This window comes from Mesorhizobium sp. M1A.F.Ca.IN.020.04.1.1 (assembly GCF_003997315.1).
Lineage (GTDB): Bacteria > Pseudomonadota > Alphaproteobacteria > Rhizobiales > Rhizobiaceae > Mesorhizobium.
On the sequence record NZ_RZSN01000035.1, the window covers coordinates 25246 to 40005 of the forward strand.

At 63.6% G+C, this 14760-nt stretch carries 14 protein-coding genes; 6 read left to right on the forward strand and 8 right to left on the reverse strand.

Features of this window, described 5'->3' with window-relative positions; genetic code table 11:
- Positions 1 to 4: 4 nt before the first annotated feature.
- On the reverse strand, positions 5 to 373 hold the full coding sequence (locus tag EOA49_RS10345; protein WP_067320909.1) for a hypothetical protein: 369 nt from the start codon (positions 371 to 373) through the stop codon (positions 5 to 7).
- 120 nt (positions 374 to 493) lie between these two features.
- On the opposite strand from EOA49_RS10345, the gene EOA49_RS10350 reads away from it, so the two are divergent.
- Entirely contained in the window at positions 494 to 2593 is a 2100-nt protein-coding gene (locus EOA49_RS10350) for a S9 family peptidase (RefSeq protein ID WP_127241344.1), read from the forward strand.
- 100 nt (positions 2594 to 2693) lie between these two features.
- Positions 2694 to 3083 (forward strand): SET domain-containing protein-lysine N-methyltransferase, encoded by a 390-nt coding sequence (locus tag EOA49_RS10355; protein WP_066998147.1) that lies wholly within the window; start codon positions 2694 to 2696, stop codon positions 3081 to 3083.
- Positions 3084 to 3108: 25 nt separating this feature from the next.
- On the opposite strand, the gene EOA49_RS10360 is transcribed toward EOA49_RS10355, so the two are convergent.
- From EOA49_RS10360 to EOA49_RS10380, 5 genes are all read right to left on the reverse strand, one after another.
- On the reverse strand, positions 3109 to 5706 hold the full coding sequence (locus EOA49_RS10360; RefSeq protein ID WP_127241345.1) for an AMP-binding protein: 2598 nt from the start codon (positions 5704 to 5706) through the stop codon (positions 3109 to 3111).
- A 131-nt stretch (positions 5707 to 5837) separates the two neighbouring features.
- The gene (locus EOA49_RS10365) at positions 5838 to 6782 is read right to left on the reverse strand and encodes a cytochrome c (RefSeq protein WP_127241346.1); all 945 of its coding nucleotides are present in this window, start codon (positions 6780 to 6782) and stop codon (positions 5838 to 5840) included.
- 9 nt (positions 6783 to 6791) lie between these two features.
- A complete protein-coding gene (locus EOA49_RS10370) occupies positions 6792 to 7229 on the reverse strand; it encodes a cytochrome c (protein ID WP_067320896.1) in 438 nt (145 codons plus the stop codon).
- Between the two features lie 160 nt (positions 7230 to 7389).
- Positions 7390 to 7992 (reverse strand): superoxide dismutase, encoded by a 603-nt coding sequence (locus EOA49_RS10375; protein WP_066997682.1) that lies wholly within the window; start codon positions 7990 to 7992, stop codon positions 7390 to 7392.
- A gap of 106 nt (positions 7993 to 8098) precedes the next feature.
- On the reverse strand, positions 8099 to 8977 hold the full coding sequence (locus tag EOA49_RS10380; RefSeq protein WP_127241347.1) for a branched-chain amino acid aminotransferase: 879 nt from the start codon (positions 8975 to 8977) through the stop codon (positions 8099 to 8101).
- A 251-nt stretch (positions 8978 to 9228) separates the two neighbouring features.
- Here EOA49_RS10380 and EOA49_RS10385 point away from each other — a divergent pair, with 251 nt between their 5' ends.
- Positions 9229 to 9891 (forward strand): haloacid dehalogenase type II, encoded by a 663-nt coding sequence (locus EOA49_RS10385; protein WP_067320889.1) that lies wholly within the window; start codon positions 9229 to 9231, stop codon positions 9889 to 9891.
- 172 nt (positions 9892 to 10063) lie between these two features.
- A complete protein-coding gene (locus EOA49_RS10390) occupies positions 10064 to 10879 on the forward strand; it encodes a L,D-transpeptidase (protein ID WP_127241931.1) in 816 nt (271 codons plus the stop codon).
- Between the two features lie 11 nt (positions 10880 to 10890).
- Here the strand turns inward: EOA49_RS10390 and EOA49_RS10395 are convergent, their stop codons facing one another.
- Complete coding sequence (locus tag EOA49_RS10395; RefSeq protein ID WP_348626868.1) at positions 10891 to 12366, reverse strand: PLP-dependent aminotransferase family protein; 1476 nt, start codon at positions 12364 to 12366, stop codon at positions 10891 to 10893.
- Positions 12367 to 12395: 29 nt separating this feature from the next.
- Between EOA49_RS10395 and EOA49_RS10400 the strand changes: the two genes are divergently transcribed.
- A complete protein-coding gene (locus EOA49_RS10400) occupies positions 12396 to 13019 on the forward strand; it encodes an FMN-binding negative transcriptional regulator (RefSeq protein WP_127241930.1) in 624 nt (207 codons plus the stop codon).
- Positions 13020 to 13053: 34 nt separating this feature from the next.
- The gene (locus tag EOA49_RS10405) at positions 13054 to 13704 is read left to right on the forward strand and encodes a LysE family translocator (RefSeq protein ID WP_127241929.1); all 651 of its coding nucleotides are present in this window, start codon (positions 13054 to 13056) and stop codon (positions 13702 to 13704) included.
- Between the two features lie 21 nt (positions 13705 to 13725).
- On the opposite strand, the gene EOA49_RS10410 is transcribed toward EOA49_RS10405, so the two are convergent.
- Positions 13726 to 14760: helicase HerA-like domain-containing protein (locus EOA49_RS10410; protein ID WP_127243139.1), on the reverse strand; the 1035-nt coding region annotated here is incomplete at its 5' end.

The following is a 14760-nucleotide window of genomic DNA, read 5'->3' on the forward strand; positions in this document are numbered from 1 at the left end:
CCTCTCAGTGGGGTTTGATGTACTTGCCGTAGACCCAGCTGGTAACAAAATGACCGTTCTGCGCCGGATCGTGCCAGACCTCGCACCAGCGGTAGCGGATCGCCTGCCGCTGCTTCCAGTGCGGTTGGCCGGCAATGTCGAGCAGATCTATCCCGCCCGTGCAACGGCCGGTCATCTGCAAGACGGTGCCATTCGGATAGGCCGCCTGTCTTTGCGATGTGTTGGACGGATACTTGCGCGCGTTGAGCGTGTCGCCGAACGGCACGCCAGCCACTTGCCAGGCCGCGAATACGGTTGCATGAGACTGGCCGGAAAAGGCCAGGACCGCCGAAGCGACAGCGAAAGCCACGGCGGCTCGAACATAGGATTTCATCTTTTCCCCTTTCGACTTACTTTGTGTAGACCACCTTGAACCCCGCCCTTTGAACCGCTGCTGAGCGACGCGTTCATTCGCCATTCAAGCAAATTTCAGGCAATTCCACAGCGAGACGCAATGACCAGAACCTCCGTCTTCCCGACCGCCATCCCGCCGCGGCCCGAGAAACGCCCCATCTTCGACGTTCATCACGGCATCACCCGCACCGACGACTACGCCTGGATGCGGGCCGCCAACTGGCAGGCGATGTTCAGGGACCCTGCACTGCTCGACGGCGCGATCCGCGCTCATCTCGAGGCCGAGAATGCCTACCAGGCAACGCTGATGGCCGACACGGCCGAGCTGCGCCGCAAGCTGTTCGCCGAGATGAAGGGGCGCATCAAGGAGGACGACTCCACCGTGCCGATGAAGGACGGTCCCTACGCCTATGGCTCGTCGTTCAAGCTCGGCGGCGAGCAACCGCGCTACTTCCGCACGCCGCGTGATGGCGGCATTGAGGAGATCCTGCTCGACGGCGATGCGGAAGCCGAAGGCAAGCCCTATTTCCGTCTTGGCGGATTCGACCATTCGGCTGACCATCGTAAGCTGCTCTGGGCTTTCGACGACAAGGGCTCGGAGTTCTTCGCGCTGCGCGTGCGAGACATTGCCAGCGGAAAGGAACTCACCGATCAGATTCCGGATACAGGTGGCGGCGGCGTGTGGAATGCCGGAGACGACGGCTTTTTCTACACCCGCCTCGACGACAGCCACCGCCCGTCAAAAGTGTTCTTCCACGCGCTTGGCGACAATCCGGAGAACGATCGGCTGATTTACGAAGAGACGGATGCCGGCTTCTTCATGGACGTCAGTGGCACGCGTTCCAACGACTGGATCATGATCGGCATCAACGATCATGAAACCTCCGAATACCGGCTTCTGCGCGCCGACGAGCCGTTCGCCGAGCCGAAGCTGGTGGCGGCGCGCGAGACCGGCCTGCAATATGACCTGGAGGAAGGTGGTGACGTCTTTTTCATCCTCACCAATGCCGACGGCGCCAAGGACTTCAAGATCATGACCGCGCCGGTCGAAGATCCGGTGCAGGCCAACTGGAAGGAACTGGTGCCGCACGAGCCCGGCCGGCTGATCCTGTCGGTGCTCGGCTTCAGGCACCACATGGTCAGGCTGGAACGCAAGGAGGGCCTGCCGCGCATCGTGGTGCGCGATCGGGCAAACGGCGAGGAGCACCTCATTTCCTTCGACGAGGAGGCCTTCTCGCTCGGCCTTTCCGGCTCCTACGAATACGACACCGAAGTCATGCGCTTCACCTATTCGTCGATGACGACACCGGCACAGGTGTTCGACTACAACATGCGCAGCCGCGAGCGCGTTCTCTTGAAGACGCAGGAGGTGCCATCGGGCCACGATCCGGAGCATTATGTCACGCGCCGGCTGATGGCGCCGGCTGCCGACGGCGAGCTGGTGCCGATCTCGCTGATCCACCATCGCGACACGCCGCTTGATGGCTCGGCGCCCTGCCTGCTCTACGGCTACGGCTCCTATGGCATCACGGTTCCCGCCGCATTCAACACCAATTGCCTGTCGCTGGTCGACCGCGGCTTCGTCTACGCCATTGCCCATGTGCGCGGCGGCAAGGACAAGGGCTACGGCTGGTATGACGACGGCAAGCGTCGGCACAAGATGAACACCTTCACCGATTTCATCGCCTCAGCGCGCCATCTCGTGGCCGAGCGCTACACGTCGCACGATCGCATCGTCGCGCAGGGCGGCTCGGCCGGCGGCATGCTGATGGGGGCGATCGCCAACATGGCACCCGAAAGCTTCGGCGGCATCGTCGCCGAGGTGCCGTTCGTCGACGTGCTCACCACCATGCTCGACGCCAGCCTGCCGCTGACGCCGCCAGAATGGCCCGAATGGGGCAATCCGATCGCCTCGGCCGAGGACTACGGGACGATCGCGGCCTATTCGCCCTACGACAATGTCGCGGCGCTCGACTATCCGCCGATCCTGGCGCTGGCAGGTCTGACCGACCCACGCGTCACCTATTGGGAGCCGGCCAAATGGGTGGCGCGGCTGCGCGACCGCAAGGCGGGCGACAATCCGGTGCTGTTCAAGATCAACATGGAGTCCGGCCATGCCGGCGCCTCGGGCCGGTTCTCGCGCCTGGAGGAGATCGCGTATATCTACGCCTTTGCGTTCAAAGTGACCGGCAAGGCCTGATTTTTCCCTCGCAATCGCGAGCACCTCGCGCTACGCAATGCGCCTCGTTTTTGGTCGCGGCCGGTTCGGGCCGCGCCATCCGTCATTCGCAGGGTTCGTCATGCTGCTCGTCGACGTCTATCTCGACAAATCGCCCATCCAGGGCATCGGTGTCTTCGCCAAACACCGCATTCCAAAGGGCACGTTGATCTGGAAGCTCGATCCAAGATTCGACCGCCGCATTTCGGTCGACACTTATGAGAACGAAAGCGGCCCGGTGAAGTCCTACCTCGATCGGTACTCCTATCCGGACAGGCGCGACCGGAATTATATCGTCTTCGAGGCGGACGATGCGCGCTACATGAACCATGCCGACGAGCCGAACTGCGACGTCTCCTCGCCGGAGGAAACCTACGCGCTGCGCGACATCGCGCCCGGCGAGGAACTGACCTGCGACTACAACCACTTCTTCGAAAACGGCTTCGATTTTTTGGGCGACCGCCACGCGTAGTGGGAGCGACCGCGGTCGAAGCGTCTCACGCCGAGAGCAATTCCGGCAAGCGCTCCATGGCCAATCTGCCGCGCAGGTGTCGGATGGCGACCAAGGCTTTGCCGGCGATGACGCCTAAAGCGACGCCGCCGGCGATCGCAAGCAGTTGGAAGCCTGGAGCCGGGAGCCAGCCTGCGACAGGTGCCATCAAAAGCTCCGGGACGAAGCGATGGACCAAGTAGATCGGGAAAGCCGCGACGGCGACCTGCGTAACCGCCCGCCCCACCCCAGCAGGCAGGCGAACACGCGGCAGGTAAAGAAGAGCCGAGAGCGCCGCGAAGATCGTCAAATACTTGACCGTCGTCCCCAGCCAGACCGACTCCCAAAAGGCTAGATACCCCAATACGGCAGTGGCAAATGCGGTCACGAGGAGTTTTCTGGCGGGAGTGTCGGCCAAACCGGCGCACCAGCCGAAGACCGCAAGGTGGAAGACCCAGTAGATCGCGAAGATCTGGCGGCTGCCTAAGTCCACGAACAATGGGACTGCAAAGCGCGCAGCGGCGGCAAACGCCAATAGTCCGATCGAGAAGGCAAAGGGTCGAGCCTGGGCGAGCTTGCGTAGAACCGGAACGGCAAAGGCGAGGGCGAAGACCAACAGCGTCTGCGCATAGGCCTCGATGAACCAGTAGAGATACGGGATCATCTCGTGACGTTCCGGTTCGGCATAGCCGAAGTTGCCGGTAAGGGTCATCGAGGCCCAAGGGATCGCCTGCCAGGCGAGGGAGTAAGCGGCGACTATGAGAAAATAAGGGATCAGGACGCTAATCGCAGGTTTCAGCGCGTGCCGGATCCGACCGGCAAGCAAATGGACCGACTGAAAACGCGCAAGGCTGTAGCCGACAAGCAGCATCATGATGCCGGAGCCGCCCGGGATAGGCCACAGCGTCTCGTGATGCACGACCACCAGCAGGATGGCGAAGGCCCTCAGCACGATATCGACAGGCGTCTCGTTTGCCTGGTCCCGCATGAAAGACCGTTTCGCCGAATAAAGATTTGTCAGGTCTCCAACGCTTAGTCGTTCCCAGCCGTGCGGCAGTTCCAAGCCGAGCCGTTCGAGTTCCAGAGCCAATTGCAAAAAGCGAAGAGAATCTCCGCCGAGGGAGACAAAGCTGTCAGCGCGGCCGACCGGAAGCGGATAGAACACGCGGGCATAGGCTCCAGGCACGCCGCCACGTTCGGAGCGGATTTCGGCCCGTCCCAGCAACATCTCGCGCTGCAGGCAGCCATAGTCGATCTTGCCCGAGGCTAGCCTGGGAAGGTCGACACGCGTCGAAACTCGAACCAGATTGGCGGGCAAGCGGCTGACTTCGGCCAGGATACGCTGTGCCCTGCCTGCCGAGCCGGGGCCGGTCACATAGGCTTCTAGGCCTCGATCGTCGCCGAGCACCGCGGCCGCAATGCCCGCCCGCTCTAGCGCCTGCTCCATGATATCGAAGCCGATCCTGAGGCCGGCAATCTTGGAAAAGCGGCTCTTGCGCCCGACGATGCGGAAGAAACCTTGCTCGTCCTGGACGGCAATATCGCCGGTGTTCAGTGTCTCGACCTCAGCCCCGCGCGCCAGATCACAACGCTGCTCGGCGTAACCCATCATGACGTTCGGGCCGTGATAGACAAGTTCTCCCGGGATGCCCGAGCGGCTGACCGGCTCCCCCTTGTCGTCGACAAGGCCGAGGCTGCCGCCTGGGATCGCGACGCCGATCCGCTCCTCCCGGTCGGACAGGCTCTCCGGCGGCACGAAAGCGATACGCGCCGTCGCCTCGGTTTGACCATACATGACGAAGAAACGCCCGCCCACGGCGCGCAAATGATCCCTGTACAGGCGGATGACGTCGGGGCTGAGCTGTCCACCCGCCACCGTCATCATGCGCAAACCCTTGAGCTTAGCGTCGCGGAAACGCATCCGTTCCAGGAGTTCGTAGGAATACGGGACGCCGGACAGATTGGTGCAGCCACCGTCGGCGATTATCTGGAGGAAATCGCCGTCCATGGCGGAAACACCGGGGAAGAGGATGCTGCCGCCGGCAATCAGATGCGAATTGAGAACCGACAGTCCGTAGGAATAATGCAGCGGCAGCATGAGAGCGGCCCGGTCGGCGGACGAGAGTTCGAGATAGGTCGTTATCGCGCGCGCATTGGCTTCGAGATTGGCATAGGAGAGCCTGACCGCCTTGGCGGCGCCCGAGCTGCCGGACGTCATCAGCAGCAGCGCGAGATCGGGATGCAGCGGCTCAATGTCCCTCGCGGGCCAAGCTTCCTTCACGAGACGCCAGCGGCCATCGGCTCGGCGATAGGTGAAATCCGGCTGGAAGGCCGCCAGGAAGTCGTCCCAGACCCTTTTGTCGCAAGGCGGCAGCATGGCCACCGCATGACCCGCCCGCAGGGCTCCAAGATAGGCGACGACCGCATGCTCGGAGGGTTCCGCTGAGATAGCGACGAGCTGCTTTCCCTCATCCCCCAGCCGTGTGGCGAAGTGCTGCGCAAGGTCGTCAAGCTCCGCATAAGACAGGCTGCGCCCGTCGGCGAAGAGAAGTGCTGCGCGCTGCTCGCCACGGGCGAATTCAGACACAAGGTCGAGAGAGTGCATGGGCAAGGCTTCGGTTCGCCTGGAAACTGGCCGAAGCGCGTATGATACATGACTATTAAAGTCAACTAATATGGACTTGAGACATCACAGGCAGATCGCATCGATGGTGTCGCGCAGCCGATATGCATCGGTCAGCTCGCCGGCTTGCGCGCCGGATAGCTGTTGGGATGCGGCGGGACGGCCTTCAGATAGGCCGCGATCGCGGCGCGGTCATCGGCCGTCAACTGAGCTATGTTGCGCTGCACGTCGACCATGGCACCGCCGACGGAATCGAAATCCGGCGTGAAGCCGGTTTCGAGATAGTTGGCGATGTCGGCCTCCGACCAGTCCTTCGTGCCGCCCTGCGGGGTGATATTGGGCACCACGCCCGAGCCCTCGGCGGCCACGGCTCCCGCCAGCCATTCGGCCTTCTTGACGCCGCCGGCAAAGTCGCGCGGCGTGTGGCATTCGCCGCAATGCCCGGGGCCCTCGACCAGATAGCGGCCGGCCAGCACCTTGTCGGGCGCGCCCCCGGGCAAGGCAATGACCGGTTCAGGGCTGACATAGAGCCGCTTCCAAAGACCAATGCCGCGACGGATGTTGAAGGGGAAGGAGAGTTTGTGGCCGGGCGCCTTGCCGGCGACCGCCGGCAGCGTCTTCATAAAAGCATAGAGGTCGGCGATATCGGCCGGCTTCATGCGAGCATAAGAGGCATAAGGGAAGGCCGGATAAAAATGCTCGCCGGAGGGCGAAACGCCTTTCAGCATCGCATTGGCGAAGTCCTCCTCGCTCCAGGCGCCGATGCCGTCCTTTTGATCCTGCGAGATGTTGGGCGGTACGAAGGTGCCGAACGGCGTCTTCAGCTCCAGCCCGCCGGCAAGCTCCAGGCGGGCATCACCCTTGGATCCCGGTTTGGCGTGGCAGGATGTGCAGCCGCCAGCAAAGAAGATGCGCTTGCCTTTCGCAGCATCACCGGGGCCAAGCTGCGCGACCGTCGCGGCATCAAGCCTGACGGGCGCTGACAACGCCCAGCCGGCGACCGCGCCGGCGCCGCCCAGCACGATGACAGCGCCGACGAGCTTCATCAGCCACGCCATATCAGGCGATCAGCCCTTCTTGATCCTGTAGGTCTCATGACAGGTGCCGCAGTCGCCGCCGATGGTGTTGAGCTGCGCCTTGAGCGCATCGACATCGGCCGGCGGCGAAGCCACTGCCGCCTTGACGTCGGCCAGGAACTTGTCCCCGGCCGCCTTGAAGCCTGGCATGTCTTCCCAGATCTTCGGCGCCGCCGTGGTGTCGCCCTTGTCGCTGCCGGCCGGGAAAAGTTTCTCGGCATCGAATTTTTCGGCGTTCGCCTCCAGCGCCTTTAGCGCCGTCAGCACAGCGGCGGCGTCGAAAGCCTCCTCGCCTTTGACGACCTTGGACAACTGGCCGGCGAGCTTGCCGCGTTCCTTCATCAGGGCCTGGCGATCCTTGATCGGGTCGGCATAAGCGGCCGAGCCGGCAAAAGCGAGCAAAGAGATGGCGATGACAAGCTTTCTCATTCAATTGGCTCCATGGTGAAGAGAGTTCGCGACTAGACGTTAACGGGCGATGCAGTGGAATTATTCCCTCCGCGCCACAACGATTTTCTTGACTGGAATTGCCCTCCTGCGCCGGCAAAAGAAAAGCCCCGGTCATGCCGGGGCTTTTCGGAAGGGTCGATCAAGCTTTCGCCTTCTCGTAGAGTTCCAGGACATAATCCCAGTTGATCAGGCTGTCGACGAAGGCTTCGAGATATTTCGGCCGCGCGTTGCGGTAGTCGATGTAATAGGAGTGCTCCCACACGTCGACGCCGAGGATCGGCGAAGCGCCATGAACCAGCGGGTTCTCGCCATTGGGGGTCTTCGAGATCGCGAGCTTGCCGTCCTTGACCGAAAGCCATGCCCAGCCGGAGCCGAACTGGGTCGTGCCGGCGGCGACGAAGTCCGCCTTGAACTTGTCGTAGCCGCCGAGATCGGCATCGACGGCCTTCTGCAGCGCGCCCGGCAGCTTGTTGCCGCCGCCGCCCTTCTTCATCCATTTCCAGAAATGGATATGGTTGTAGTGCTGGGCGGCATTGTTGAAGAGCCCGGCATTCTTGCCGAAGGACTGTTTCACGACCTCTTCGACCGACAGGTCGCCCATTCCGGCCTCGGCGGCCAGCTTGTTGCCGTTGTCGACATAGGCTTTGTGGTGCTTGTCGTGGTGATACTCCAGCGTCTCCTTCGACATGTAAGGCTGCAAGGCCTCGTAGTCGTAGGGCAAAGCGGGCAACTCAAAAGCCATGGATGGTACTCCCTCACGAAAAGTCCGGTGAAACTACCGGACTAAGATAGGTCTGGAATGGGTTGGGACAACTCCGGAACGAAGCGCCGAACGCCTTTTTATCCGCTCAGGCGGCGGAAGTCGAATGCGCCCAATCCCAATAGAGCTCGCGCGCCTTCTTGGCGACCGGTCCAGGCTGAATGCTACGGTCCTCGATGCGCGTGATCGGCACCACCTTCGAATGGTTGCCGGTCGAGAAGATCTCGTCCGCCTCGAGGAAATCGCGGATCGACAGCGTCTTCTCGGTGGTCCTGAAACCATAGTCGCCGAGCAGGTTGATCGTGCGCGAGCGGGTGATGCCGGAGAGGAAGGTGCCGTTCGCGGCGGGCGTCATCACATGGCCGTCCTTGACCAGGAAGATGTTGGAGGTGCCAGTCTCGGCGACATTGCCCAGCATATCGAGCACCAGCGCGTTGTCGAAGCCGCGCATCTTGGCCTCGAGGATGGCGCGGCCATTGTTGGGATAGAGGCAGCCGGCCTTGGCGTTGGTCGGCATGGTCTCGATGGTCGGCCGCCGGAACGGCGAGACGCCGATCGAAAAGCCCGAAGTCGGAATCATCGGTGACTCGTAAAGGCAGAGACAGAAGCGGGTCGAGGACGGGTCGGCCGGCACGCCCATATAGCCGCCATGCTCGGCCCAGTACATCGGCCTGATATAGACGGCGGTCTTGCCGTCGAATTTCTTCAGGCCGTCCCATGTCAGCCCGACGATCTGCTCCGTCGTCATGGAAGGCTTCAGGCCGAGCGCGATCGCCGAGGCGTTGACGCGCGCGGCGTGACGATCGAGATCGGGCGCCACGCCTTCGAACCAGCGGGCGCCGTCGAACACGCTGGTGCCCAGCCACATGGCGTGGCTGCGCGGTCCCAGAATGGCAACATTGCCCTCGTACCAGTCGCCGTCCACATAGGTCCATGTCGCGGACTGCGCCGCCGCCGCCAGTGTCATCGTTTGCCGTCCGTATGGATGAGTTCCGGCCTCCATAGGACGACGCTTTGACGGCCGGCGTCAACCGACATCGGAAAAAATCCTTGAGGCCAGAGGCACTTAAAGCACGGCGCACGGAAAGGGATGGGCCATGTGTGTTGGGTTTTTGTGTTATGCGATCCTTTCCGAAAACCGCTGCCCACTTTTGGGCGACATGCATTAACCGCAATCAGCGCTTGCGCGGCAGGGCCGGGCGCCGCAAAACTCTTCCTATGCACCATGCAGCCTATGTCTTCGACGCCTATGGCACGTTGTTCGACGTGCACGCCGCGGTGCGCCGCCATGCGGGCGAGATCGGGCCGGACGGCCAGCTTCTCTCCGAAATCTGGCGCGCCAAGCAGCTCGAATATTCCTGGGTGCGGACGCTGATGGGCGCCTATGCCGATTTCTGGCAACTGACCGAGCAGGCGCTGGACTTCGCGCTGCGCAAGGTGCCGTCGGCCGATCCGGCGCTCAGGGCAAGGCTGCTGGAAGCGTATTGGCGGCTCGACTGCTATCCGGAAGTGCCGGCGGTATTGAAGGCGCTGAAAGCAGCGGGAGCGAAGCTCGCGATCCTGTCCAACGGCTCGCCGGAAATGCTGCGGGCGGCGGTGAAATCGGCCGCCCTCGACCAGATCCTGGACGACGTCTTCTCGGTCGACGAGATCAAGCGCTTCAAGACCGATCCTTCGGTCTACGACATGGTGGTCACTGGCTGGCGGCTCTATCCGGGGGCGGTGTCGTTCCAGTCCTCCAACCGCTGGGACGTCGCGGGCGCCGCCAGGTTCGGCTTCCGCACCGTCTGGATCAATCGCGCCAATCAGCCCGACGAATACCGGGATTTTCCGCCGGGGCTGATCCTGCCCTCGCTCGAAGGCCTTCTGGCAGGGGTTTGAGGGTGCTGTTGCTGCAGCGCAACAGATGTGTCGGGGTCACAGCTTGGCCATTGTTTGTCCACCCTGAGGCCAGAATTGGAACCGCCTATCACCGCCGACTGTTATTGCAGCTGTCGGCGCCGGCCAGCGGATTCATGCATTCTTGCGAATTCAAGACCTAGAAAAGGCAACCATGTCAGACGCTTCCTTCCGCATCAGCCGCCGTGGCTTCCTCAATCTCACGGCCCTTGGCGCTGCTTCGGCGATTTCCGCCTGCTCCACCACCGGTCCTCGCCCGGCAGCCGTGCAGCCGGCGCCGGCCTCTGTGGAGCCGCCGCTCGGCGACTACGCCAGCATATATGGGCCGATGTCCGACAACGGCTTCGACCTGCCGGCCATCCCGGTAAACAAGATCGATCACAGATATTTGCGCCAGATCGTTCCCGATCCGACCGGACAGCGCCCGGGCACCATCGTCGTCGATACCACCAACCACTTCCTCTATCTGGTGCGTGAGGGTGGCCAGGCGATCCGCTACGGCGTCGGTCTCGGCCGCGCCGGCTTCGAATGGTCGGGCGATGCGGTCGTGCAATGGAAGCAGAAGTGGCCGAAATGGACGCCGCCGGACGAGATGGTCGCCCGCCAGCCGGAACTGACGGAATACAGCGCCAAGAACGGCGGTATGCCCGGCGGACTCAAGAACCCGCTCGGGGCGCGTGCGCTCTACCTCTTCAAAGGCAACCAGGACACGCTCTATCGTCTGCACGGGTCGCCGGAATGGTGGTCGATCGGCAAGTCGGTCTCGTCGGGCTGCGTGCGCCTGATCAACCAGGACATCATCGACCTCTATGACCGCGTGCCCAACAAGACGCCGGTCGTTGTCACAGCAGATGTCGGCCAGCCGATGGCCGATATGCCCGAGCGCCGGGCCATTCCGATCGACAACGGCGTGCCGGACGACTCTGTCCTGCTGGGGCCGGTGCCGCAGGAGAGTGACGAGATCTTTTGATCCGGCGTTCGTCAGCGGTGCTTGGCGAGGATGTCCGCCAGCACCGCAACGCCGCGGCGCAACGCCTCCGCGTCGAGACCAGCATATCCCATGATGAAGCCCGTCGTTTCGGGCCGCGGCTCGGCCGGATCATAGAGCGGCGATACCGGATAGAGGCCGATCCCCGCAGCACGTGCGTCGGCTATGATCGCCGGCTCGCATCCAGAATCGATGCCGTTCAACCAGGCCACGACGTGCAGGCCCGTGTCGGCCCCAGCAACAGTCACCTTTGGCCCGATATGATCGGCCAGCGCCCGCAGCAGGACCTCTCTGCGTTCGGCATTTTTCCTGCGGATGCTGCGGACGTGGCGCTCGTAAGCGCCGCTCGTCAGCAGGTCGGCCAATACGTCCTGCTCCAGCATCGGAGCATGCCGGTCGGTCAGGCGCTTTGCCTCGCTGAAGGCCCGACGCAGGCCGGCGGGGACGACGAGATAACCGAGCCGCAAGGTGGGCGAGAGTGTTTTGGACAGCGTGCCGACATAGATGACCGAGCCTGGATCGAGCGTCTGCAGAGGCGGGATGGGGGCGATGTCGTGGCGGTATTCGCCGTCGTAATCGTCTTCGACGACATAGGCGCCTGATGCCGTGGCCCAGGCCAGGAGGGAATGCCGCCGCGTCGCCGAAAGCACGCCGCCGAGCGGAAACTGGTGCGATGGCGTGACGTAAGCCAGACGGGCCGGCGGCAGCGCATCCGTCCTTAGCCCGTCAGCGTCGACCGCAACTGGCACGGCGACGCCGCCCGCGGCCGTGAAGGCATGGCGGGCCAGCAGATAGCCCGGATTCTCGATCACGAACGGGTCGCCGGAGTCGAGCAGCAGCCGCGCGCAGAGGTCGAGCCCTTGCTGGGAGCCGTTGACGATGGCGATCTGGTCCGGCGCGCAGCTGATGCCGCGTGCGCGCCAGAGATAGGTTTGAAGGGCGCTGCGAAGAGCAAGCGAGCCCTGTGGGTCGCCATAGCGCAACCGTGCGCCGCGCCGCAGAATGGCTTTGTTCGAGGCCCGTCGCCAAGCCAGGACCGGGAAGTCCGCTCCGGACAGGTCGCCATAGCGGAAATCCGCAACCTTGGCCGGCTGCTGTTCCGCCGGCGGAGGCAAAGCCAGCAGCCTGCGCGCGAACGTCGATAGGTTGCGTGGCGAGGCAGCCGCGATGGAAGCCGCCCCTGACGGCCTCTCCAGTCCCGGAGCCACAATGGCACGCGCGCCCTGCCGAATGATCAGATAGCCTTCGGCGTCGAGCTGGTTGTAGGCCGCCGTCACCGTGGTTCGCGACGCGCCCCATTCGGCGGCAAAGGCCCGCGACGACGGCAGCCGATCGCCGGGCCGGTAAACGCCGCTGTGGATTTGCGCCTTGATCGCCGCGATGATCCGGCGCGCCACGCCTTCCTGCTCCAACTGGACCATCGAAAACCTGTAAAACTGGATGTTCCAAGCAAGCCAGCTTTCCTGCATCCTTAAATGCAATGCAAGGAGTTTCCGCCATGTACATTCCGCCCGCCTTCCGCGATGACAACAGGGAGAGCCTCATGGCGACGATCCGCGCAGCACGGCTGGCGACGCTGGTCACCGCCACGGCGGAAGGACCGCAGGCGACGCCATTGCCGCTCTTGCTCAACGAGAGCGAGGGCGAGCATGGAACAATCTACGGCCATGTCGCGAAGGCAAATCCGCAGTGGCGCGCACCGGTTCTGGGCGATGGCCTGGCGATCTTCATGGGGCCCGACGCCTATGTGACGCCGGCTTGGTATCAGACCAAGCAGGAGACCGGAAAGGTAGTGCCGACTTGGAACTACCTGGCCGTTCATGCCTATGGGCCGATCGAATTCTTCGAGGACGCCGACAGGCTGCTCGAGATCGTCACGCGCCTGACCAATCTCCACGAAGGCGGACGCCCCTCGCCTTGGTCCGTATCGGATGCGCCGCCGGATTTCATCCAGGCACAACTCAAAGGCATTGTCGGCTTGCGCATGCCGATCACGCGGCTCCAAGGCAAGCGCAAGATGAGCCAGAACCGCAACGCGGCCGATCGCGCCGGTGTCGCCACTGGTCTAGCAGCGAGCGACCGGCCTTCGGATCGCGACGTCGCCCAACTGATCCCGTCTTGACATCCGACCCAGTCCAATTGCCAGTGAGCCGATCATGCCGGACCTGACACTATTCGCCTTGTACTTCGCCGCGGCGCTGCTGCTTGCCATCACGCCCGGACCGGGCATCTTCTATGTCGCCGCGCGCACCCTGGCCGGAGGCCGCGCTGAAGGCGTCGCCTCCAGTTTCGGGACGGGCCTGGGCGGCATGGTTCATGTGCTTGCCGGAAGCCTGGGCGTTTCAGCCCTCGTGCTCGCGAGCGCCGAACTCTTTACGGCGCTGAAGTTGATCGGCGCCGTCTACCTCGTCTGGCTCGGCTTGCGCACCTTCCAGTCCGCCCGCCGCGAGGCAAAGACAAAACTGGAAGGTGGCGCGCCGACGCCTGCGGTCGGCGTTGGCCGCGCGTTTCGCGAAGGGGTGCTGGTCGAGGCGTTGAATCCGAAGACGGCCGCCTTCTTCCTGGCCTTCATTCCGCAATTCCTGGATCTCGGCGCCGGCCACGTCGCCTTGCAGTTCATGGTGCTCGGCTTCGTGTCGGTGACGCTCAACACGCTGGCCGATGTCGTGGTGGCATTCGCGGCCGGCCGCATCAGGGAAGGCGCGGCAGGCCGGTCCGGCATGATACGTCGGCTCCGGGAGGCGTCCGGCGGCGCGATGATCGCGCTGGGCATCGGCCTTGCCGTAGCCAAGCGCCCTGCCCTCTGATTGCCGCGCCTCAGTTGGGCGCTACCGCCCGCGCGCCAGGCTGCCTAGTATCCCGCGCACTATCGCGCGGCCGACGGAAGAGCCCACCGAACGCACCACCGACTTGATCGCGGCTTCGGCCACTGTCTGACGGTTGGAGGACCGGCGGCCCGACCCTCCCAACACATCGTCGAAGCCCGGAATTGTCCAGCGCGAGCCGCCGGTGCCCGCCTGCTGCGCCTGCGCTTCGGCTTCCTGCGCCTCCCTGGTCTTCTTCTGCAGTATCTCGAAGGCCGAGTCGCGATCGACCGCTTGATCGTACTGCCCGGCGACCGGGCTCTCGGCAAGGACCTTGCGGCGCTCGTCGGGTGTGATCGGCCCGAGCCGCGACGACGGCGGGCGAATCAATGTGCGCTGTACCATGGCCGGCACGCCCTTATCCTCCAGCATCGAGACCAGCGCCTCGCCGGTGGCGAGCTGGGTAATCGCGGTGGCGCAGTCGAAATCCGGGTTGGGCCGGAAGGTATCGGCCGCCGTCCGCACCGCCTGCTGCTCGCGCGGCGTATAGGCGCGCAACGCGTGCTGCACGCGGTTGCCGAGCTGGGCCAAAACCTTTTCCGGAATGTCGAGCGGGTTCTGGGTGACGAAATAGACGCCGACACCCTTGGAGCGGATCAGCCGCACCACCTGCTCGACGCGATCAACCAGCACCTTCGGCGCGTCCTCGAACAAAAGATGCGCCTCGTCGAAGAAGAAGACCAGCTTCGGCCGCTCGAGATCGCCGACCTCGGGCAGTTCCTCAAACAGCTCCGACATCAGCCAGAGCAGGAAAGTGGCGTAGAGCCTGGGATTCATCATCAGCTTGTCGGCGGCCAGAACACTGATCGCGCCGCGGCCGTCGCGGGTGGTGCGCATCAAATCGGCGATGCGCAGCGCCGGCTCGCCGAAGAAGTTCGCGGCGCCCTGCTGCTCAAGCACCAGAAGCGTGCGCTGGATGGCGCCGACGGAAGGCTTGGTGACATTGCCGTAGCGTGCGCTGAGCTCGTCGGCTCGCTCGGCGATGTTGGCGAGCAGCGC